This window comes from Nitrososphaera sp. (assembly GCF_037447015.1).
Taxonomy (GTDB): domain Archaea; phylum Thermoproteota; class Nitrososphaeria; order Nitrososphaerales; family Nitrososphaeraceae; genus Nitrososphaera.
The window spans coordinates 24,105-42,214 of the sequence record NZ_JBBIHK010000011.1; the positions used below are offsets into that span (position 1 = coordinate 24,105).

Consider the following 18,110-nt stretch of genomic DNA (forward strand, 5'->3'; position numbering starts at 1 on the left):
GCTCGCATGACTTTTGGCAGGAACCCTGCTACGACCGCAGACGACGGCGACAACAAAGATAGTTCTTCGATGGGCAACGTCCTGACGTCGGCGCTTGACATGCTAAAGGTGGAGGACGCAGACGCGCGCAAAAAGGCAGTCGAGTTCCTGGGCAGCGTGCCTGTCGCCACCGTGAACGCGTACGGCAAGTGGATAGCCGCAGTCAAGGCCATCGCAGACGCCTGCGCCGTCACGGGACACGTCTTTTCGCAGTCAGAGCTGTGCGACTTTTTGACAGTAGCTGCCAAGGGCATGGACTCGAAGAGGGCCGGCACAAAGGCGGTGAACGACGCCACCTTTTACATCTACATGGACATCATGGAGAACTACCAGAAGGCCGACGACAGGCTCCGCCTGCATTTTCCAAGGATAATCGTGGACGTGATTTCGATACTCGACAAAGGGGTGAACACGAGGGGCGAGGCGGTGGGCGTCTATGGCATCGAGCGCTACTACCAGGACCGCAAGCTGACCGCTCCGCAGGAAGACCCTGCCGCAAGCTATGCGGCAGCGGCGGCCCGGCAGCCGCAAGAGATCGCAGGCAGGCCGCCGCATGCGGCGCGCCACGCTCAGTATCAGCAGCAGTCGGCGGCGCCGGTGGCGTTCAGCAGCGAGCTGGTCGAAAACCTGTCCCAGATAACCGGCCGGCCAAGGAAAGACCTCGAGCAGTCGCTTGCAAACCTGCCGCCGGCCGACGTGAAAAAGATCGCCGACCTCTCTGCCAACTATAGGCGCCTGCAAAAGTACAGCAAGCTTGCCAGGCCGGAAGAGCTGAAAAAAGAGGTCGAAAAGGACCTCGGCCGCAAGCTGTCTGACAACCAGCTCCAGCACGCAGTCAACTCTATACGCAAGTCCAAGATATACATCGAAAACGTGCTTGATGGCAAGTTCGTGCCGCACGGCACGCACGGGATAAACCACGTCAAGCACAACCTCGAATACGGGTACCAGCTTATGGGCCTCATAGAGCCGAGGAAAAGGCGCTCGGCCTAGACAATAATAACACTTGCAACAAATTGGTTAGATAGGATCGTCCCCCTATCGGAAGCGCATTTTTGCAAATTGTGCGCTGGATATGCGGGGGGTTCCTATCTATTTAGCAGACGTTTTTGCTGTTACCTTGCGATAAGGTGGTAAATTATTAAGTCTTTTTATCATGGAATTTGCGGATAATGTTATTATCAGCTTTAATGTTCAAATTATCACATCTAGAATGCAATTTCATGTAAATTCTATATAACTACGTTGAAGAAATTAATTTTGGCGGAAAAACGGGGCTAGCCCCAGACTTTTTCCTTGAACGTCCACTTTTTGTTGAGCAAAAAGTTGCCCACAGAAGCTATCGCCACTGCCATCACGAGCGCGACGGGGTATGCAAGCGCCTGGCCCTCGACCAGCCAGTAAAGCATCCCAAGCTGGACCAGCGCGCCAAACGCGCTGAAACCTGCAAACAGGCCGTACTGCAAGATGGCCTTCCTTGCGGCAAAGTCCCTGTCCTCAAACGTCCACAGCTTGTTGAGGACAAAGTTGGACGTTATCGACACAAGTATCCCAAAGACGGTTGCGTGCAGGTACCATATGTCCGGGAACAGGAGCGTAAAGGCAAAGGAGGCAAGGTAGTTCACGAGCAGGCCGCTTGCGCCTACGGTGTAGAACCTGCCGGCCTTTGAGAAGAACCTGACAGACTTGCGGCCTTCGGCCGGCGATGCCGTCCTGCCGTAGCGGTACAGCCGCCACACGGCCCTCAGATAGTCAAAGGTCACCTTGGAGTCTAGCTTGCTGGTGCCGAGCCTGCGGTTGATGAACGTGTACGGGATCTCTTTCACCTTTGCGCCCCGGGCCTTGACCAGTATCTCAAGCAGCATCTTGTAGCCTATGGCGTCGAACTTAATCCCGTTTATGATGTGGCGCTTGAAGGCAAAAAAGCCTGACATCGGGTCCTTGATGCGTATGCCGAGGCTGTAGCGCGCTATCTTGGTGGCGCCCTTGCTTGCCACCTTGCGCTTGAACGGCCACCCCGAAACGGACCCTCCCTTCACATAGCGCGAGGCGACTACAATGTCGCACCTCTCCAGCTCTGCAAGCATGTGCGGTATGGTCTGCGGCGGGTGGGACATGTCGCTGTCCATGACGACCACCGCCTCGCCTGCCGCGTTGTGCGCGCCTGCAAGTATGGCCGAGCTGAGCCCCAGCTTGCCGGGCCTGCGTATGACGCGGAGCCTGATGTTGCCGTGGTTGACGATGTTGCCGCGCCACCACTCCTCTGCAATGTCGGCGGTGCCGTCCGGCGAATTGTCGTCGACGACGATGATCTCCGCCGGCATGTCCTGCGGGAGTGCCTCCACTATCGAGTCAAGGACGTTGGCAATGTTCTGCGACTCGTTGTAGGTGGGCAGGATTATAGACAGGGGCAGCCTGAGCTGCTGCCTTGGCGCGTCCAACGCTGGATAATCGCTTGGCGCAATATAAAACAGTTAGTTTCTGTGCGGCCCTCGATGTCACTGCCTGTCCTGTATGCCGGATGTCGTGATGGAGAACAGCGCGGCCTCTCCTCCTCCTCCCCCGCCGCCGGCCTGCGGCGATGGCGGGGGCTGGACGGGCGTCGCCCTGAACGCGCCACGCGCAGGGTCCTCTATCGAGAGCCGGACCCTCACGTGCGAATATAGCGACACAGAGCTTCCCAGGTACTCGCGCTGGATCGATGTCGGCGTCGTGGGGGATGAGCCCTGCCATTGCCGCCTCTGCTGCTGCGCCTCCTCGTCATAGGCCACCGGGACGTTTCTCACCATGTTTGTCACGACCACTGCGCAGCCCGACGTTATCGCATAGACTGCCAGGTCATGCAGGTGGCTCATCACGGCAAGGTGCCTGGCCGGCCCCGAGTATTCTGCAGAAAAGAGGGACGTGAGTGTATCGACAATCAGCAGCTGGAGGTCCATGCCTTTTGCCCTCTCGACTGCCGCCAGCTGGTCTGCAGTGCCAAGCGCCCTGACAAACGCTATCCTGTCAAGGACGTTGCCGCTGCTGCCGCCATCCTCCTTCCCTGCCATCTCGACTATGCGCTCCGGCCGGAACGTGCCGGCTGTGTCTATGAACATCGCCCTGCCTCCTGCCCTTGCGCAGCTGGCGCACAGGGAAAAGCACAGCTGCGACTTGCCCGACCCGCTCTCGCCGTAAAAGTCGGTGACAAAGCCCGCCCTTGCCCCGCCTCCAAGCATGGCGTCAAGCGCCCTTGCGCCGGTCGGTATGAAAGGCAGGAGCTTTTGCATGTGCGCGCACACACACAAGATATGCAGGACTGCCTTTTTATGAATTAGCCCCCGCCGCCTGCGGAAAACTCGACTGGAGCTGCTGCGGCATGCCAAAGAAGAAAGAAAGACAGGAAACGACAGCGCTTGCGGCAGAAATCAAGGCAACCTTTTTATTCGCCATGCAATCCTTGCATCTTGATTAACTAGCGTGTCATCATCGTCGCCATCGTCTCCGCAACCAAAACGCCCGCTTTCGATACTCCAGCGCTCAATAAACCGCAAGGTGGCAGTCCGTCTCAAGAGCGAGATCGAGTACAAGGGCAGGATGAACAACGTCGACTCGTACATGAACCTCATACTCACAGACGCCGAGGAGTTCAACGGCAACGACGTCATGGCAAACTATGGCAAGGTAGTCATCAGGGGCAACAACGTCCTCTTTATACGCCTCGAAAAAGACATCTGACAAAAGCACACAGAGGAATAACATAATATAACAAAAATATCTTGGGGGTTTGTGAGCGCGATGGCAAAACGCTGGCTTTTCACATCTGAAAGCGTGACAGAAGGGCATCCGGACAAGGTGTGCGACCAGATCTCGGACGCCCTGCTTGACGAGTTTTTGCGCCAGGATCCCGACTCGCGCGTGGCCGCAGAGTCGATGACTACGACAGGCATCGTGTTTGTGGCCGGCGAGGTGACGTCCAGAGGCCGCGTCGACGTGCAGAAAATAGTGCGCGACACCATCAAAGAAATCGGTTACGATAACCCTGCCTACGGCTTTGACTGCGATTCCTGCTCCGTGCTTGCAGCGCTGCACGAGCAGAGCCCCGACATCTCGATGGGCGTCACGGCTACAGAGAACAAGGAGCAGGGCGCAGGCGATCAGGGGCTGATGTTCGGCTACGCCACGAACGAGACCCCGCAGCTGATGCCGCTTCCGATAACGATGGCCCACCAGCTGTCGATGAGGCTGGCTCAGGCGCGCAAGCGCAAAGAGCTGGACTGGCTCAGGCCGGACGGCAAGTCGCAGGTCTCTGTAGTGTATGAAAACGGCGTGCCAAAGCGCATCGACACAGTTGTAATATCGACGCAGCACTCGCCCGACATTGCCATGGCGCAGCTGCGCGAAGAAGTGGTAAACAAGATAATCAAGCCGGTCTGCGGCGACTGGGTCGACGCCAACACGCGCTACCTGGTCAACCCGACAGGCAGGTTCGTGATAGGCGGGCCGCCAGGCGACACCGGCCTGACAGGCAGAAAGATAATCGCAGACACGTACGGCGGCATGGGCCGGCACGGCGGCGGCGCGTTTTCGGGCAAGGATCCGTCAAAGGTGGACCGCTCTGCCTGCTACATGGCCCGCTACGTCGCCAAGAACGTGGTCGCGGCCGGCCTTGCAGACAAGTGCGAGGTGCAGGTCGCCTACGCCATCGGGGTCGCAGAGCCCGTCTCGATCATGGTCGACACGTTTGGCACGGGCAAGGTCGAAGAAGAGGAGATCGAGGCTCGCGTGCGCAAGGTGTTTGACATGAAGCCGGCAGGCATCATCAGGACGCTTGACCTAAAGCGCCCCGTGTACCGCAAGACTGCGGCGTACGGCCACTTTGGGCGGGACGAGCCGGGCTTTACCTGGGAAAGGACCGACAGGGCGCAGCAGCTGAAATAAAAAGTAAGAAAGGATTCTTTTGGCAACGTAAAATAATGTCCACCATGTACCCTTACCCAAGATCATAATATTGTCGTCTTTGTCGCTGAAAGGCAGGGTGGCGGTGGTCACCGGGGCCACAAGGGGCATCGGCTTTGAAGTCGCAAGCGAGCTTGCCGCAAGGGGCGCCAGCGTGATAGCCTGCTCCAGAGACATCAAGAGCGCGCAGGCGGCCGCAAAAAAGATAGGCTGCGCCGCCGGCCAGGTCGATGTCTCCGAAGCTGCAAGCGTCCGGGATTTCGTCAGGGGCGCAAAAAAAGAGCACGGCAGGATAGACATACTGGTCAACAACGCCGGCTACCCGTTTGCGCCTGCAACGTGGTACAAAAAGTTCCACGACGTGACTGACGATGAAGTCGACGCCGTAATAGACGTCGACCTGAAAGGCACGTTCCGGCTCACAAGGGCAGTGCTGCCTGTGATGGTGCAGGGCGGCAGGGGGGGCGTAATCATCAGCATCTCGTCAACGCCTGCCGTGGCCGGCCACACGGAAGGCGCGCCCTACACGCTTGCCAAGGCCGGCATCGTTGCCATGACAAAGCACATTGCGCTTGAGTACGGCCCTGACAACATAAGGGCATACACGCTTGCGCTTGGCAACATCGCCACGGACGCCACGTACGGCGCCATGGGCGAAAAGGAGCGCAAGGCGGCCGCGCAAGAGAACGCCATGAAGCGGTGGGGCAGGCCGCGGGAAGTCGCCAGGGTGGCGGCGAGCCTGGCCGGCGACGATTTCTCTTTTGCCACCGGAAACACCATCGTTATTGACGGCGGGGCGGTGCTGCTGTAGCGCATGACCACTCCTGCCGCAGATGTTCGTGGCAATAATGACGATGATAATGATGATGATGACATCGAGCTTGCCGAGCAGGAGCAAGAGCTCCCGGCAGAGATAGAGGAGAAAAAGAGAAAGGGCGCGCTCCGCACCGGCTACACCACCGGCACCACTGCCACGGCCGCGACCCGGGGTGCGCTCTTGGCGCTCCTTGGCCGGCCCGCCGAAAAGGTGACAGTCACGCTCCCAAAGGGCAGGACTGCCACGATAGCGATAGCGTGGACAAAGGTGGAAGAAAGCACAGGCAGGGCCACGTGCGCGGCCATCAAGGACGGGGGCGACGACCCGGACGTGACGCACGGCGCCGAGATATGCTCCACCGTCTCTTTCAACGACAGCGGAACTATCCGCATAGACGGCGGCAGGGGCGTAGGCAGGGTGACCAAGCCCGGCCTCGGCCTTGAGATCGGAAGGGCTGCTATCAACAGCACGCCGATGTGGATGATCTGCAAGACAGTCGAGGAGCTTGCGGCCGACCTTTCCGGGCGCGGGGTCGATGTCGTGATCTCTGTCCCAAAGGGCGAGGAGCTTGCGAAAAAGACAGACAACCCGCGCCTTGGCATAATGGGTGGCATCTCCATACTCGGCACGACGGGGATCGTCCTCCCCTACTCCACGGCGTCGTTTGCAGCCGCTATACGCCAGAGCCTCGATGTCGCAATAGCCATGGGGGCCGACACCGCCGTCCTGACCACGGGGGGCAGGAGCGAGGACTTTGCCCGGGCGCTGTTTCCTGCTCTTCCAGACCACTGCTTTGTGCAGATGGGCGACTTTGCCGGCTACTCTGTCAGGCAGTGCGCCGACAAAAAGATGCGCAGGGCAATCATAGCCGGCTTTATCGGCAAGCTGACCAAGATGGCGATGGGGATCAAGCAGACGCACGTGCGGGGCTCGCACGTCAGCATGGAGTTCATGGCCGGACTTGCGGAGCAGTGCGGCGCTCCCAAAGAGGTTATCGAGGAAATAAGGAAGGCAAACACGGCCCGGCACGCCGGCGAGATAGTCGCAAGGCACGGCGTGGCCGGCTTTTTCGACCTGCTGTGCAAAAAGGTGTTTGATCAGATGCACGAGCATGCAAAGGGGCAGCTCGACTTGCAGGTCGTCATGTTCGAGTTTGACGGGCGCGTCCTTGCCTCCTATCCTCCGCTCTCTGGCAGTAGCGATCAGAAGAGAGAAAAAGAAAAAGAGCCGGCGAGAGGTTAAAATAATCTGCAAGCGCCTGCTCCTTCTGCGGCGTGCAGACGCGCATAGCAGCAGCGGCAGCAGCAAAAAAAGATGACATGACCATGACGGCAAAAACAGCAAACAACCCTATTGCAATAATAGCGATAACCAAGAACGGCATAGGAATAGCGCGCAGGATAAAGGCCCGCCTCCCGGAAGCAGAGGTATACGTCCCTGCAAAGCACAGCGACTCTGGTGCCGACATCAACTGGTTCTCCGAGCCGAGCACGCAGCTTGTCGCAAACCTGTTCAGGTCGCACGGCGCCCTCGTCTGCATCTTTTCGCTTGGCGCCGTGATCAGGATGGTTGCTCCCCATCTTGGCGACAAAAAGAGCGACCCCGCCGTGGTGGTAATCGACGACAGGGCCACCCACGTGATAAGCGCGCTCTCGGGCCACCTCGGGGGCGCAAACGCGCTTGCGCGCCTCCTTGCGTCGGTGCTTGGGGCAAGGCCGGTGATAACCACGGCTGCCGACGTGAACGAGACCATCGCAGTGGATCTCGTAGGAAGGGAGTTTGGCTGGACGATTGAAAATTTCGAGAACGTGACCCGGGTGAGCGCCATGATGGTGAACGAGGAAAAGATAGCCCTGTACCAGGACGCCGGCGAGCGCAACTGGTGGGCGGCAGGAGCGGCAGTGACGCTGCCCAAGAACGTCGTCGTGGTTGACGGCATGGAGCGTATCATGTCAGACGAGTTCAAGGCCGCGCTCGTGATAACCGACAGGGCGGTGCCGGCAGAGGTAGCGGCCAAGTCGGTCATTTACCGCCCAAAGAGCCTGGTGGTCGGGATAGGGCTCCACTGGGACACGGGCAGGGACACGATCGAGTCAGGCGTGCAGGAGGTTTTCAAGTCGCACGGCCTATCTACTGCAAGCATACGCAACATTGCAAGCGTGAACCGCGGGGCGCCCGTAAAGGGGCTTGACGAGTTTGCCGCGCAGCACGGGCTGCCTGTAGAGGTCTATAAAAAGGCCGACCTTGCCCGGGTGGAGGTGCCAAACCCCTCTGAAGCGGTGAAAAAGTTTGAAGGGACGGCGTCGGTTTCAGAAGCGGCCTCGCTCCTGAGCTCCAGAGGCGTCCTCGTCGTGCCAAAGCAAAAGTTCCCGCCCAACCTTACCGTCGCGGTGTGCAGGGTCGCCGATGACGACAACGACGACAAGAGCGGTTAAAGTAATTATTATTAGAGCCTGAATGTTCCATCTCTCTTTGTCCGAAATGTCTTCCTCTCTTTCCACCTCCTCTGCCCGGGCGCTCCTCATAGTGGACAGGGGCAGCAGAGAGCCCGAAGTCCGCCAGGAGCTGCAAGAGATCTGCGCGCTCGCAAAGAAGAGGGGAGGGTACGGCTATGCGGATTACTGCTTTCTCGAAGTTCTGCCGCCCTTTATCGCCGAAGGCATCGACAGGTGCGTCGCAAGCGGCGCGACAGAGATAACCGTGATGCCCTACTTTCTCTACCCTGGCATGAAGCTCAAAGACGCAGTGAGGCAGAGCGCAGCAGTCGCCAAAGAACGCGGCCTAAAGATCGCCATAACCCGGCCGCTGAGCCACCACCCTTCGATGCCCCGGCTCGTGCAGGAGCGCGTGTCGCAGCTGAAAAAGGAAAAGGGCATCGCGATCCCTGACGGGGAGTGCGACCTGCTCCTGATAGGGCACGGCAGCAGCGACCGCAACGCGCACGACTCGTTCATCCGCCTGTCCGAGGAGCTTGCGCCGCGCTACAGGGGGGTGCACCCGTGCTTTCTGGAGCTTGACTGGCCAAACATCGGGGAAGGGGTAATGAAGGCAGTGGCCGCAAGCCCCAAGGTGCTGATAATGATGCCCTACTTTTTGCACAGGGGCGCGCACATCAAGCGCGACGTGGTAAACGACGTGCAGGCGGCGCTTGCGCAGGCAGAATTTGCGCATGCCCACATGGCGCAGCACCTGGGAGTCGACGACGCGCTGGTCGACCTGGTGCTTGAAAGGGCGGCTGAGGTGGAAAAGAGGCTTGTCTAGCCCAAATGACGGCAGCTTTGGCACGGCGGCGAGCCGGGACATGCTTGAGCGCGCCTTTGACATCGAAAAGAAAAGCTTTGAGATAATCGACAGGGAAGCCGGGAATCATCACGGCTACGGCAAGCTAGAGTGGCCCATCGTGCGCAGGGTGATACACGCGACTGCCGACTTTGACTTTGCCGGCGAGAAGGGCAGGATGCTGTTCCACCGGCGGGCAGTCGAGTCTGCTTTCTCGGCGATAAAGAACAGGTGCACGATAGTGACGGACGTCGACATGGTGCTTGCAGCCATCAACAAAAAGTCGCTTGCCGACCTCGGGCTCAGGACTGCCTGCTACATTTCAGACGCGCAGGTTGCAGAGCAGTCAAAGAAGGCGGGCAAGACCCGGTCGGAGATGGCGATGCGGCGCGCCGCCGGCGACATGCAGGGCGGCATCGTGGTTGTCGGGAACGCGCCCACCGCGCTCTATGAAGTGATCAAGATGGTCCGAGAAGGGGTTGCGAGGCCGGCGCTCATAGTCGGTGTGCCAGTCGGGTTTGTGTCGGCCGCAGAATCCAAGGAGGAGCTTGCCAGGATGGACGAGGTGCCCTTTATAACAAACGTTGGCAGAAAGGGCGGAAGCCCGGCCGCGTCGTCGATAGTAAACGCGATCATGCTGCTGTACAAAGCATCTTCACCGTCTTCACAGTCATCTGCGTGAATACGCGGCGCAGCTCCTGACCAGCGCCGCTGCCAGCCTGGCGTCTGCAAAATGCACGTGCATGTACGCGGCAAGGCCCGTGCCCCCGCCCACCACAAAGCCGTCCCTGCCTCCTGCCACGCCGGCGCCCTTTTTCATCGAGTATGCAAACCTGCTGTCCTTGGCAATGTCTGTTATCGAAGAATAGTGGAACTCGTGGCCCCGCACGCGCGCCATCCTGCCAAAAACCGGGCCGTCGCAGCTGGCCTCAGTGTAGTTGAGGGTCAGCCTCTGCGTCATCACGGTGTCGGCGTCGATTGCACCCACCATCCGCCGCCCCCTGCGCTCACCCATGTATCCCCGGATGGAGCGCGTGAGGTACATGAGCCCACCGCACTCGCCGTAAATCGGCACCCCCTGCCCGACGGCGTCTGAAACCGACTTGATCATCTGCCTGTTCTTTTCCAGCCTGTCTGCCAGGACTTCTGGGAACCCGCCGCCAAGCATTATGCCGTCGATGCCATCCGGGAGCGCCCTGTCGTGCACGGGGCTAAAGAACGCAAGCCGCGCTCCAAGCCTCCTGAGCGCATCGAGGTTGTCTGCATAGTAAAAGTTGAACGACTCGTCCAGCGCGACTGCTATCCTGACAGCGCCGCTGCCGCCATTTTTCTTCTTCTCTTCTTTGCCCTGCCTTGCAGTAATGCTTTTGGCGGCAGCCGGGCCAGAGTTGCAGATCTTTAATACAGCGTCGGCGTCGATCTGCTCTGCGACGTATCTTGCTGCAATTGCTATTTTGTTCCTCTTGCTCTTTTGCAGCTCAAACGCGGGCACGAGGCCGAGGTGGCGCTCCTCCATCCCTGCAACCTCCCTGTTGCGCCTGACGACACCTACCACGGGGGCCCTGACCTTGCCTGCTATGGCCTCCATGACGTAGGAGGCGTGCCTGTCGCTTGCGATGTTGTTCAGCACGAGGCCGGCTATCCTGACGCCCCTGTCAAAGCGCATAAAGCCAAGCGCGATGGCCGCTATCGACCTTGCGCCCCTGGCCGCGTCAAGGACGAGTATGACGGGCGCGCCCAGCATCTTGGCGACGTGGGCGGTGCTGGCATAATTGTCCCTGCCCGACATGCCGTCGTACAGGCCCATCACTCCCTCCACCACGGCCACGTCGGCGCCCCTGCACGCCCTGCCAAAGCAGTCCAGCACCCCATGTCTCCCCATGAGCCACACGTCCAGGTTGCGCGACTGCCTGCCCGTGACAAAAGTGTGGTAGGACGGGTCGATAAAATCGGGCCCGACCTTGAACGGCTGGACCTTCAGCCCTTTTTTGCACAGGGCGTGCATGACTGCGACTGCAATCGTGGTCTTGCCGACGCCGCTTGTAGTCCCGGCGACTACCACTGCTGCTGTCTCCGGGCTGTCCCCAGCGCCGTCCCGATAATCATCATCATTATTTTCTTCTTTTGCCGCCAAGTGCCGCTTCTCTTTCTCTTTCTGTATGTGCAGAGAGAGAGGCAGGGACGTATAATGTTTTTACAGGCCGGCATCCATTCCCGCAAATGCAGCGGCAGTAGCAATAGTAGCAGTAGCAGAGCTAGCTCAATGTCTCGGGAAACTTTTCCTTGCAGGCAGCGCAAAAGACCGAGTCCCCTGTCATCAGCGCGTCGCAAGAGGGGCACATCTTCCACACGTTAGTCTCTGTCCTGAGATCCTTGCCGCAGTCAGGGCAGAACTTGGCCTTGGCAGGCACGCCGGCAGAGTTGCAGTACCTGCAGGTGGTCAGCTCGATGCCTGATGACTGCGCCTTTTTCTCTGCTGCCGTTGTTGTTGCAGAAGGGTTGGCAGCGCCATCTGTATTTTCTCCAGCTCCTTCCTGCCGCTGTTGTCGTTGTCGTCGTTGTTGTCGCTGCCAGTCTTCTTCGATAACCTCTGGTTTCAGGCTGAACATCACCTCCTCTTTCAGCACCTGGAACTCTTGCTCCGTGATGATCCCCTGCTGTTTCAGAACTGCGAGCTTTTCCACCTTTGCCAGAGGGTCTGCCCCCCTCAGCCTGTGGTGGTGATTGTTATTGTTGTCGCTGTACCTCCTTTTCTGCACTATCATGGGTTCTGCTCCATCGTCGTCATCATCCTCACCTTGCTCATCGTCTACTACCTGCTGCTGCATTGCGATGCGGGTCTTGCGCTTGAACTGGTTGAGCTCGCCCCTCATGCCTTTTTGTATGAGGAGGCTTGCGTGTATCGCGACTTTTTTGTCCACTGCAGGCAGCTCTATCTTTTGCGACGAGAACCTCGGCTTCAAGTAGATCTCGGTGGTGAAAACGCCACGCCTGAGCATGACGGTAGAAATGTCCTCGAACTTGACCCCGATTATCTTGGCCTTGAGGCCGAACCACTTCGGATCCTTGAAAAGCACCCTGCCCGTGGTGACATAGATCTTGTTTGGCGACGATAGCGAGCCGCCTGGGGCCATCTTGGACTGGGACGCTATGAGAAGTATTTCCTCGTCGGGCATCAGCATGCCTGCTATCTCCGGATCTACTTTCTCTAGCATCAACAAATATCCGCCGCAGCCTGGGCTTTAATACCATATGGAACGCCCTTCTAGTAGATTGATTTTTATCTGATGTCTGCCTCTCCTTTTCTGTTCTGAAGGAAAGAAATGTCTGGTGGCCGCAGCAGCAATAGCAACAACAACGACAATAACAGCAACAATAATGGTGACAGGGGCCTGGTGGTGGTCTATACCGGCAGGGGCAAGGGCAAGACCACCGCGGCGCTTGGCATCGTGCTGCGGGCAGTAGGCCACGGCTATAAAGTGGGAATGATCCAGTTCATCAAGGGCGAGTGGTACTATGGCGAGCTCACCAGCTCAAAGCGGCTGGAGCCAGAGTTTGAGATGATAGCCGCCGGCAGGGGCTTTGTGGGCATAATGGACGACGACCACCCGATTGAGGACCACCAGAAGGCGGCGCGCCAGGCGCTTGCAATAGCCAAGGAAAAGCTGGCAACCGGCTCGTACGACGTGATGGTCCTAGACGAGATAAACTATGCAGTCAAGCTGAACCTCATATCCGAGCAGGACGTGCTTGACCTTGTCAAGTCTAAACCTGCCAGGACGACGCTTGTCCTCACAGGCAACTATGCGACTGACAGGGTGATAGAGGCTGCCGACCTCGTTACAGAGATGAAAGAGATCAAGCACCCGTACCAGTCGGGCATCAAGGCAAAGAAAGGCATCGACTTTTGATCCTTCTTTCAGAAAAAAGGGGCACAACCTTAAAGTATGGTGTGCGCGCCCCGCGTATTGAAAGGGAAAATGTCTGCTGCTGAAGAAGCCCAGAGGCTGCCGGAAGACGGCGAGATCGTCATTGCGACGGTCAAGGAGGTCACGGGCCACGGTGCGTACGTCACACTCGACGAGTACAACAACAAGACGGGCTTTCTTCACGTGTCCGAGATAGCAACAGGCTGGATACGCAACATCGAGCGGTACGTCCGGCCAAAGCAGAAGGCGGTGCTCAAGGTAATCCGCGTGAACAGGGCGAGGGGCGAGGTGGACTGCTCGCTCAAGCAGGTTTCAGGCGAGGAGCGCAAGTCCAAGCTGATAGAGGTAAAGAAGAACGAGAAGGCCGAGGCGTTCATGGACTTCATAAAGGCCAAGCTGAAGCTGACAGACGCCCAGGTGGCCGAGATAAAGGGCAAGATAGAGCAAAAGTACGATTACGTTTACGACCTTTTTGAAGACGTGGCCCGGCGCGGGCCGGAGATCCTGCAAAAGGTGGACCTGACAGACGATGTCCGAAAGGCGATAGAGGAGGAAAGTGCCAAGATCCAGATACCGCAGGTCGAGGTGAGGGGAGTCATGGAGATAGCGTCGAGGAGGCCCGACGGCATAGAGGTCATCAAGTCCACGCTGGCAGGCGTGGAGGGCAGCAAGGGCGGCGCCAAGACCGAGGTGACGTACGTGGGCGCCCCGCGCTATCGTATAGTGGTGACGGCAGAGAATTTCAAGGTGGCCGAAAAGTCGATGAACGCGGCAGTCGAAAAGGTGCGCAGCGCGATAGAAAAGCAGCACGGCACCTTTAATTTCGTCAGGGAAGAGTCGAAAAAGTCGCACCAGGGCTAGATAAAGAGAAATGAAGCACCTGATACGCAAGTGCACGTCCTGCGGCGTTTACACGCTTGCCCCGACATCGTGCCCGAAATGCGGCGCTCCGACTGCGGATCCGCACCCGCCCAAGTACTCGCCTGACGACAGGTACGTCCGCTACCGCGTGGCCGAGCGGTACAGCGAAAACAAAGAAGAAGAAGGAAAAGATTCTGACAAGGATTAAATGAACCGGCGCCGATTCAAAGGTGTTGAGGTTTGCCATAGCCGGGGCAGGGGTAGCCGGCAGCTATCTTGGCAACATGCTTGCGCGGCGCGGGCACGGGGTAGAGATATTCGAGGCATCCCGGCCGGAGAGCCACTGGCCCGTCTGCGCCTGGGGCGCGTCGAGGCACATGCTGTCGCGCTTTTCAGAAAAAGCCGGCCTCGACTTTGAAAAATACATACTGCACGTGGGCAAGGACCTGCGCATGGACCTGCCAAGGGGCAAGGTCGAGCACCTGGAGCTCAGGGGCCTTGTCACATACGACAAGCACAGGTGGGAGCGGGACCTCATGAAGGGGGTCGAGATAAAATTCGGCACCAAGGTGACAAAAGAATCTTTTCCGTTTGAAAAATACGATTACGTCCTGGACTGCACCGGCCTGCACAGGACGCTCTTGCCCCGGTCAAAGGAGGATTTCCTCATCCCGGCATACGAGTACCTGCTTGAAGGCGTCAGGGGCGAGGACGAGTTTTACACCATAGGCTACGAGGGCGCCAAGGGGTATTTCTGGTATTTCCCGCTTGGCGAGGGCAGGGGCTACATGGGCGCCGGCGACGTGATGAAAAAGTACCGCGGCGTCGACGAGTTCTTTGTCCGCCATCCCGAGGCAAAGATAGTGAAAAAGATAGGCAGGCCGATAAGGCTTGCCCCTCCAAAGAGGATGGAGCCCTTTTTTGAGGGCAACGTGGTTGGGGTCGGCGAGTCGATAGGCACCGTGTTCCCGATGCTTGGCGAGGGCATAATACCGTCGCTCATATGCTGCGACATCTTCCTCGAAGTCTTGGACGAAAGCACAAAGCAGCAGGGAAAAAAATTCGACACCAAAAAATACAGGAAAAAGGTGCTCGACTACTTCGGCTATTACGACGACGTGTACCGCATCGTGCGCCTGAAGATGGACGGCAAGCTCTCGACCATACGCCACGCAAACCTGCTCATGAGCATGTACAGGCACATGAAGAAGGAGGAGCAACGCTTTGGCTTTGAAGTGAGCCTGGACAAGATGAACAGGCTAGTAAACGCTTTATAGCAGCTGGGTGCCTGCGATTTTTGTTATAGCGCCTAATGTCGTCGTCGCTACCGCCAGAGGAGCCGCAGCAAAAGCCCAAGAGCCCACGCGAGTCGCAGGCCGAGACAACCGTGCTCATGATGCCGTCTGACGCAAACCCTATGGGGAACGTGTTTGGCGGCGTGATACTGAAGCACGTCGACCTCATAGCCGGCATCGTAGCCAGGAGGCACGCCGGCCACGGCAACCTTGTGACTGCAAGCATCGACAGGATGACGTTCCTGCGCCCCGTCTTTATCGGCAACGCGCTCGTGCTGTCTGCAAGGATAAACTATGTGCGCAGGTCGTCGATGGAAGTCGAGGTGACAGTCGACTCGGAGGACTTTGACGGCGAGGGCGACAAGAAGAGGGTCAGGACCGCCACCGCGTTTGTCACGATGGTCGCGCTGGGCAGGGAAAAGGGCGGGGACAAAAAGTCGGCCGCGCTCCCGCCGCTCCTGCTAGAAACAGACGACGACAGGAGGAGGTTTGCAGAAGGCCAGCGGCGCATGGAGGCGCGCTTGCAAGAGGCCGGCAAGAAAAGCAGCGTCAGCTAGCTACTCGAAATATTCCAGCTCTTCAGAATCATCAAGGTCCAAGTCACCGTCGCCACCTCCCTCGAGAGGAGCAGGCGACAACTGTTGCTGTTGTTGTTGTTGCTGCATGTCTCTCTTTTCCAGGTTTGCGTTGAGCCTGCGAAGCTCTGCCAGTATCTCTTGCAGCAGCTGCGTCACTTCGCCATTGCCGCCTCTGGGAGAAGTCCGGGCGGCCCTGTGTTTTGGCGGCATCAGCGGTACCTCTTTTCCAGGTCCATGTATTTTTGCAGGTCCACAAACTCGTTAAAGTCCTTGAACGTGACCATCATCCTGCGCGTCTTTTTCGTCTCGCCGGTCTTTTTCAGCTCCGTGAACACCTCCCGCATGGCGTACGTGGCGCTGTACAGGCCAGAGAGCGGGAACACGGCCACCCTGTAGCCCAATTTCAAGAGCTCCCTGGCAGGCATGGTCGGCGTGACGCCGTCCTCTATCATGTTTGCCACAAGCGGGGCGTCCACCTCGTCTGCCACCTTTTTCAGCTCTGCCACCGTCCTTGGCGCCTCGACGAAAATAACGTCGGCGCCTGCCTTCCTGTACGCCTTTGCCCGCAAGATGGCCTCGTCGAGCCCGAGCGGAGCCCGGGCGTCGGTCCTTGCGACGATTATGAACTCCTTGCTCTTTCTCGCCTCGACTGCTGCCTTTAGCTTGGGCAAATAGTCGTCCTTGGGTATCACGTCCTTGCCTATCATGTGGCCGCACCTTTTGGGCCACACCTGGTCTTCCAAGAATATGCCCGCCGCGCCGAGCGATTCGAGGTCGCGTACAAGCCTCCACACGTTGAGCGGGTTTCCATAGCCCGTGTCTGCGTCCACCATCACAGGCACGCTCACGGCGCGGATTATCCTGCGGGCGTTGTCTACCGTTTCGCCTGCATTCAGAAATCCAAAGTCTGGCATCCCGAGGAGCGCGGCTGCAGAGCCGTACCCCGTCTGGAACATGGCTTCAAACCCGACCTGCTCTGCTATCCTTGCGCTCAGCGCGTCAAAGACGCCGGGAAGCACGATAATGCGGTTCTTGTCCTCAAGCTGTTCTCTAAGCGAGGGCGGCTTGTCTGGCATTTGGAGAAGGGGGCGCGGGCTGTTTTATTATGCGTTTTGCTGCTGCAGCAAGAGAGACGTTGTTATTACTGCTGCGCAGGCTGCGGCTGTTGCTTTATCTCGGTGGTGCCATCCGGCAGCTGGGTCACGTCTATCCTGCACTGCCTGCACTGGTAGAATTTGGTGGGCGGGTCGTGCAGAACCGAGCCGTTGAGCCAGACCATTATCGCCCCGCACGAAGGACAGTTCATCATATCTCTATATGCACAGTTGTTTGCAGCGTGTCTGTTAATATGCTTTCCCGTAAGGGCATTGCAAAGGCTGTTGCGTGAACGTGTGTCTTGATTAGTCTCTCCCTCTCACTCTCTCTCTCTGCTTGCAGAATGGGAAACAAGAAAACGCGCGGGGCAGGGCTTTTTGCTGCTGTGCTAAAGCAGCATCACTGAAAACCGTCAGCCTGCCTATCTCGCGCTTTGGCCTCCGTTCCCTTACCTCAAAGCCGCAAAAGTGGCATCGGTAGACTTCGGCCTGCCTCCCGGTGCCCCTGTCCGTCCCGATGGCAAAGGTAAGGGGCTTGCTGCAGTGCACGCACAACATATCGGTGTGTCTGGGCAGAACCTCTCATCACCGCCATAAATGCCCCGGCAGGATGATTTTTTAGCCCGTATTGCAAACTAGAACCGTGCTTACAGACGTTCAGGGCGAGCGGCTGGTCCGGCTGGCAAGGGCCGCGGCCGAGCGGTACGTCGCCGACTCGACTATCATCGTTCCTGACAGTAATAACTATGACGGCCTTGCCACGCGCGCAGGCGTCTTTGTGACGCTCAACTACCTGAAAGGGGCAGAGGAGCACCTGCGCGGCTGCATAGGCTTTCCCCTGCCGTACAAGCCCCTGCACCAGTCCGTCGTGGAGGCCGCAATCGCCGCGGCCACGCAGGACCCGCGCTTTCCGCCGGTATCTGACGCCAAGGAGCTTGCACGCATCGTGTTTGAGGTGAGCGTGCTTACCGAGCCGGAGGAGCTGAAGGTGGCATCGCCTGCCGCCTACAGGGATGCCATCCGGGTGGGCCGGGACGGCCTGCTCTTGAAATGGAGGTACGGCTCGGGCCTGCTGCTGCCGCAGGTGCCAGCCGAGCTTGGATGGGACGCAGACGAGTACCTTGCAAACATCTGCTACAAGGCCGGCGCCCCGCCGGACGTGTGGCTCGACCCTTCGTCCAGGCTGTACACGTTCCAGGCAAGCGTCTTTAAAGAGCTCAGGCCGGGCGGCCCCGTCGTCAGGCTGCAGGAACAGTACAAATAACCATTCCGGCTATTCC

At 58.4% G+C, this 18,110-nt stretch carries 21 protein-coding genes; 14 read left to right on the top strand and 7 right to left on the bottom strand.

Features of this window, described 5'->3' with window-relative positions; all coding sequences use genetic code 11:
• Positions 1–6: 6 nt before the first annotated feature.
• On the top strand, positions 7–1,032 hold the full coding sequence (locus WKI84_RS06010; RefSeq protein WP_337862626.1) for a hypothetical protein: 1,026 nt from the start codon (positions 7–9) through the stop codon (positions 1,030–1,032).
• 284 nt (positions 1,033–1,316) lie between these two features.
• On the opposite strand, the gene WKI84_RS06015 is transcribed toward WKI84_RS06010, so the two are convergent.
• Together WKI84_RS06015 and WKI84_RS06020 are read right to left on the bottom strand one after the other, a co-directional pair.
• The gene (locus WKI84_RS06015) at positions 1,317–2,480 is read right to left on the bottom strand and encodes a glycosyltransferase family 2 protein (protein ID WP_337862627.1); all 1,164 of its coding nucleotides are present in this window, start codon (positions 2,478–2,480) and stop codon (positions 1,317–1,319) included.
• Positions 2,481–2,537: 57 nt separating this feature from the next.
• Positions 2,538–3,308, bottom strand: a complete 771-nt coding sequence (locus tag WKI84_RS06020) for a hypothetical protein (protein ID WP_337862628.1) — start codon at positions 3,306–3,308, stop codon at positions 2,538–2,540.
• Between the two features lie 190 nt (positions 3,309–3,498).
• Here WKI84_RS06020 and WKI84_RS06025 point away from each other — a divergent pair, with 190 nt between their 5' ends.
• The 7 genes from WKI84_RS06025 (at position 3,499) to WKI84_RS06055 (ending at position 9,755) form a co-directional block, all read left to right on the top strand.
• Positions 3,499–3,756, top strand: coding sequence for a U6 snRNA-associated Sm-like protein LSm6 (locus WKI84_RS06025; RefSeq protein ID WP_337862629.1), 258 nt, complete (start codon positions 3,499–3,501; stop codon positions 3,754–3,756).
• 60 nt (positions 3,757–3,816) lie between these two features.
• On the top strand, positions 3,817–4,959 hold the full coding sequence (metK, locus tag WKI84_RS06030; RefSeq protein WP_337862630.1) for a methionine adenosyltransferase: 1,143 nt from the start codon (positions 3,817–3,819) through the stop codon (positions 4,957–4,959).
• Between the two features lie 70 nt (positions 4,960–5,029).
• A complete protein-coding gene (locus WKI84_RS06035) occupies positions 5,030–5,788 on the top strand; it encodes an SDR family NAD(P)-dependent oxidoreductase (protein ID WP_337862631.1) in 759 nt (252 codons plus the stop codon).
• 3 nt (positions 5,789–5,791) lie between these two features.
• Entirely contained in the window at positions 5,792–7,036 is a 1,245-nt protein-coding gene (locus tag WKI84_RS06040) for a cobalt-precorrin-5B (C(1))-methyltransferase (protein WP_337862632.1), read from the top strand.
• Between the two features lie 32 nt (positions 7,037–7,068).
• Complete coding sequence (locus tag WKI84_RS06045) at positions 7,069–8,229, top strand: cobalamin biosynthesis protein (RefSeq protein WP_337862633.1); 1,161 nt, start codon at positions 7,069–7,071, stop codon at positions 8,227–8,229.
• 46 nt (positions 8,230–8,275) lie between these two features.
• Positions 8,276–9,055, top strand: coding sequence for a CbiX/SirB N-terminal domain-containing protein (locus WKI84_RS06050; protein WP_337862663.1), 780 nt, complete (start codon positions 8,276–8,278; stop codon positions 9,053–9,055).
• Positions 9,048–9,755 (top strand): precorrin-8X methylmutase, encoded by a 708-nt coding sequence (locus tag WKI84_RS06055; protein WP_337862634.1) that lies wholly within the window; start codon positions 9,048–9,050, stop codon positions 9,753–9,755. Before WKI84_RS06050 ends, WKI84_RS06055 begins: the two co-directional genes overlap by 8 nt.
• On the opposite strand, the gene WKI84_RS06060 is transcribed toward WKI84_RS06055, so the two are convergent.
• Positions 9,744–11,207: a cobyrinate a,c-diamide synthase gene (locus WKI84_RS06060; RefSeq protein WP_337862635.1), complete on the bottom strand. Its 1,464-nt coding sequence runs from the start codon at positions 11,205–11,207 to the stop codon at positions 9,744–9,746. The two genes, WKI84_RS06055 and WKI84_RS06060, sit on opposite strands and share 12 nt — an antisense overlap.
• A 121-nt stretch (positions 11,208–11,328) precedes the next feature.
• Complete coding sequence (locus tag WKI84_RS06065; RefSeq protein WP_337862664.1) at positions 11,329–12,288, bottom strand: PH domain-containing protein; 960 nt, start codon at positions 12,286–12,288, stop codon at positions 11,329–11,331.
• A gap of 108 nt (positions 12,289–12,396) precedes the next feature.
• Between WKI84_RS06065 and cobO the strand changes: the two genes are divergently transcribed.
• From cobO to WKI84_RS06090, 5 genes are all read left to right on the top strand, one after another.
• Entirely contained in the window at positions 12,397–12,984 is a 588-nt protein-coding gene (cobO, locus tag WKI84_RS06070; RefSeq protein ID WP_337862636.1) for a cob(I)yrinic acid a,c-diamide adenosyltransferase, read from the top strand.
• Positions 12,985–13,053: 69 nt separating this feature from the next.
• On the top strand, positions 13,054–13,863 hold the full coding sequence (locus tag WKI84_RS06075; RefSeq protein ID WP_337862637.1) for a translation initiation factor IF-2 subunit alpha: 810 nt from the start codon (positions 13,054–13,056) through the stop codon (positions 13,861–13,863).
• A 10-nt stretch (positions 13,864–13,873) separates the two neighbouring features.
• Positions 13,874–14,071 (top strand): RNA-protein complex protein Nop10, encoded by a 198-nt coding sequence (locus tag WKI84_RS06080; protein WP_337862638.1) that lies wholly within the window; start codon positions 13,874–13,876, stop codon positions 14,069–14,071.
• Between the two features lie 22 nt (positions 14,072–14,093).
• Complete coding sequence (locus WKI84_RS06085) at positions 14,094–15,140, top strand: NAD(P)/FAD-dependent oxidoreductase (protein WP_337862639.1); 1,047 nt, start codon at positions 14,094–14,096, stop codon at positions 15,138–15,140.
• Between the two features lie 35 nt (positions 15,141–15,175).
• Positions 15,176–15,715, top strand: a complete 540-nt coding sequence (locus WKI84_RS06090) for an acyl-CoA thioesterase (RefSeq protein ID WP_337862640.1) — start codon at positions 15,176–15,178, stop codon at positions 15,713–15,715.
• On the opposite strand, the gene WKI84_RS06095 is transcribed toward WKI84_RS06090, so the two are convergent.
• From WKI84_RS06095 to WKI84_RS06105, 3 genes are all read right to left on the bottom strand, one after another.
• Positions 15,716–15,946, bottom strand: coding sequence for a hypothetical protein (locus WKI84_RS06095; protein ID WP_337862641.1), 231 nt, complete (start codon positions 15,944–15,946; stop codon positions 15,716–15,718).
• Positions 15,946–16,812: an isocitrate lyase/PEP mutase family protein gene (locus WKI84_RS06100; RefSeq protein ID WP_337862642.1), complete on the bottom strand. Its 867-nt coding sequence runs from the start codon at positions 16,810–16,812 to the stop codon at positions 15,946–15,948. Before WKI84_RS06100 ends, WKI84_RS06095 begins: the two co-directional genes overlap by 1 nt.
• A 65-nt stretch (positions 16,813–16,877) precedes the next feature.
• Complete coding sequence (locus tag WKI84_RS06105) at positions 16,878–17,045, bottom strand: hypothetical protein (protein WP_337862643.1); 168 nt, start codon at positions 17,043–17,045, stop codon at positions 16,878–16,880.
• 428 nt (positions 17,046–17,473) lie between these two features.
• Between WKI84_RS06105 and WKI84_RS06110 the strand changes: the two genes are divergently transcribed.
• On the top strand, positions 17,474–18,094 hold the full coding sequence (locus WKI84_RS06110) for a TIGR00296 family protein (protein ID WP_337862644.1): 621 nt from the start codon (positions 17,474–17,476) through the stop codon (positions 18,092–18,094).
• Positions 18,095–18,110: the final 16 nt, after the last annotated feature.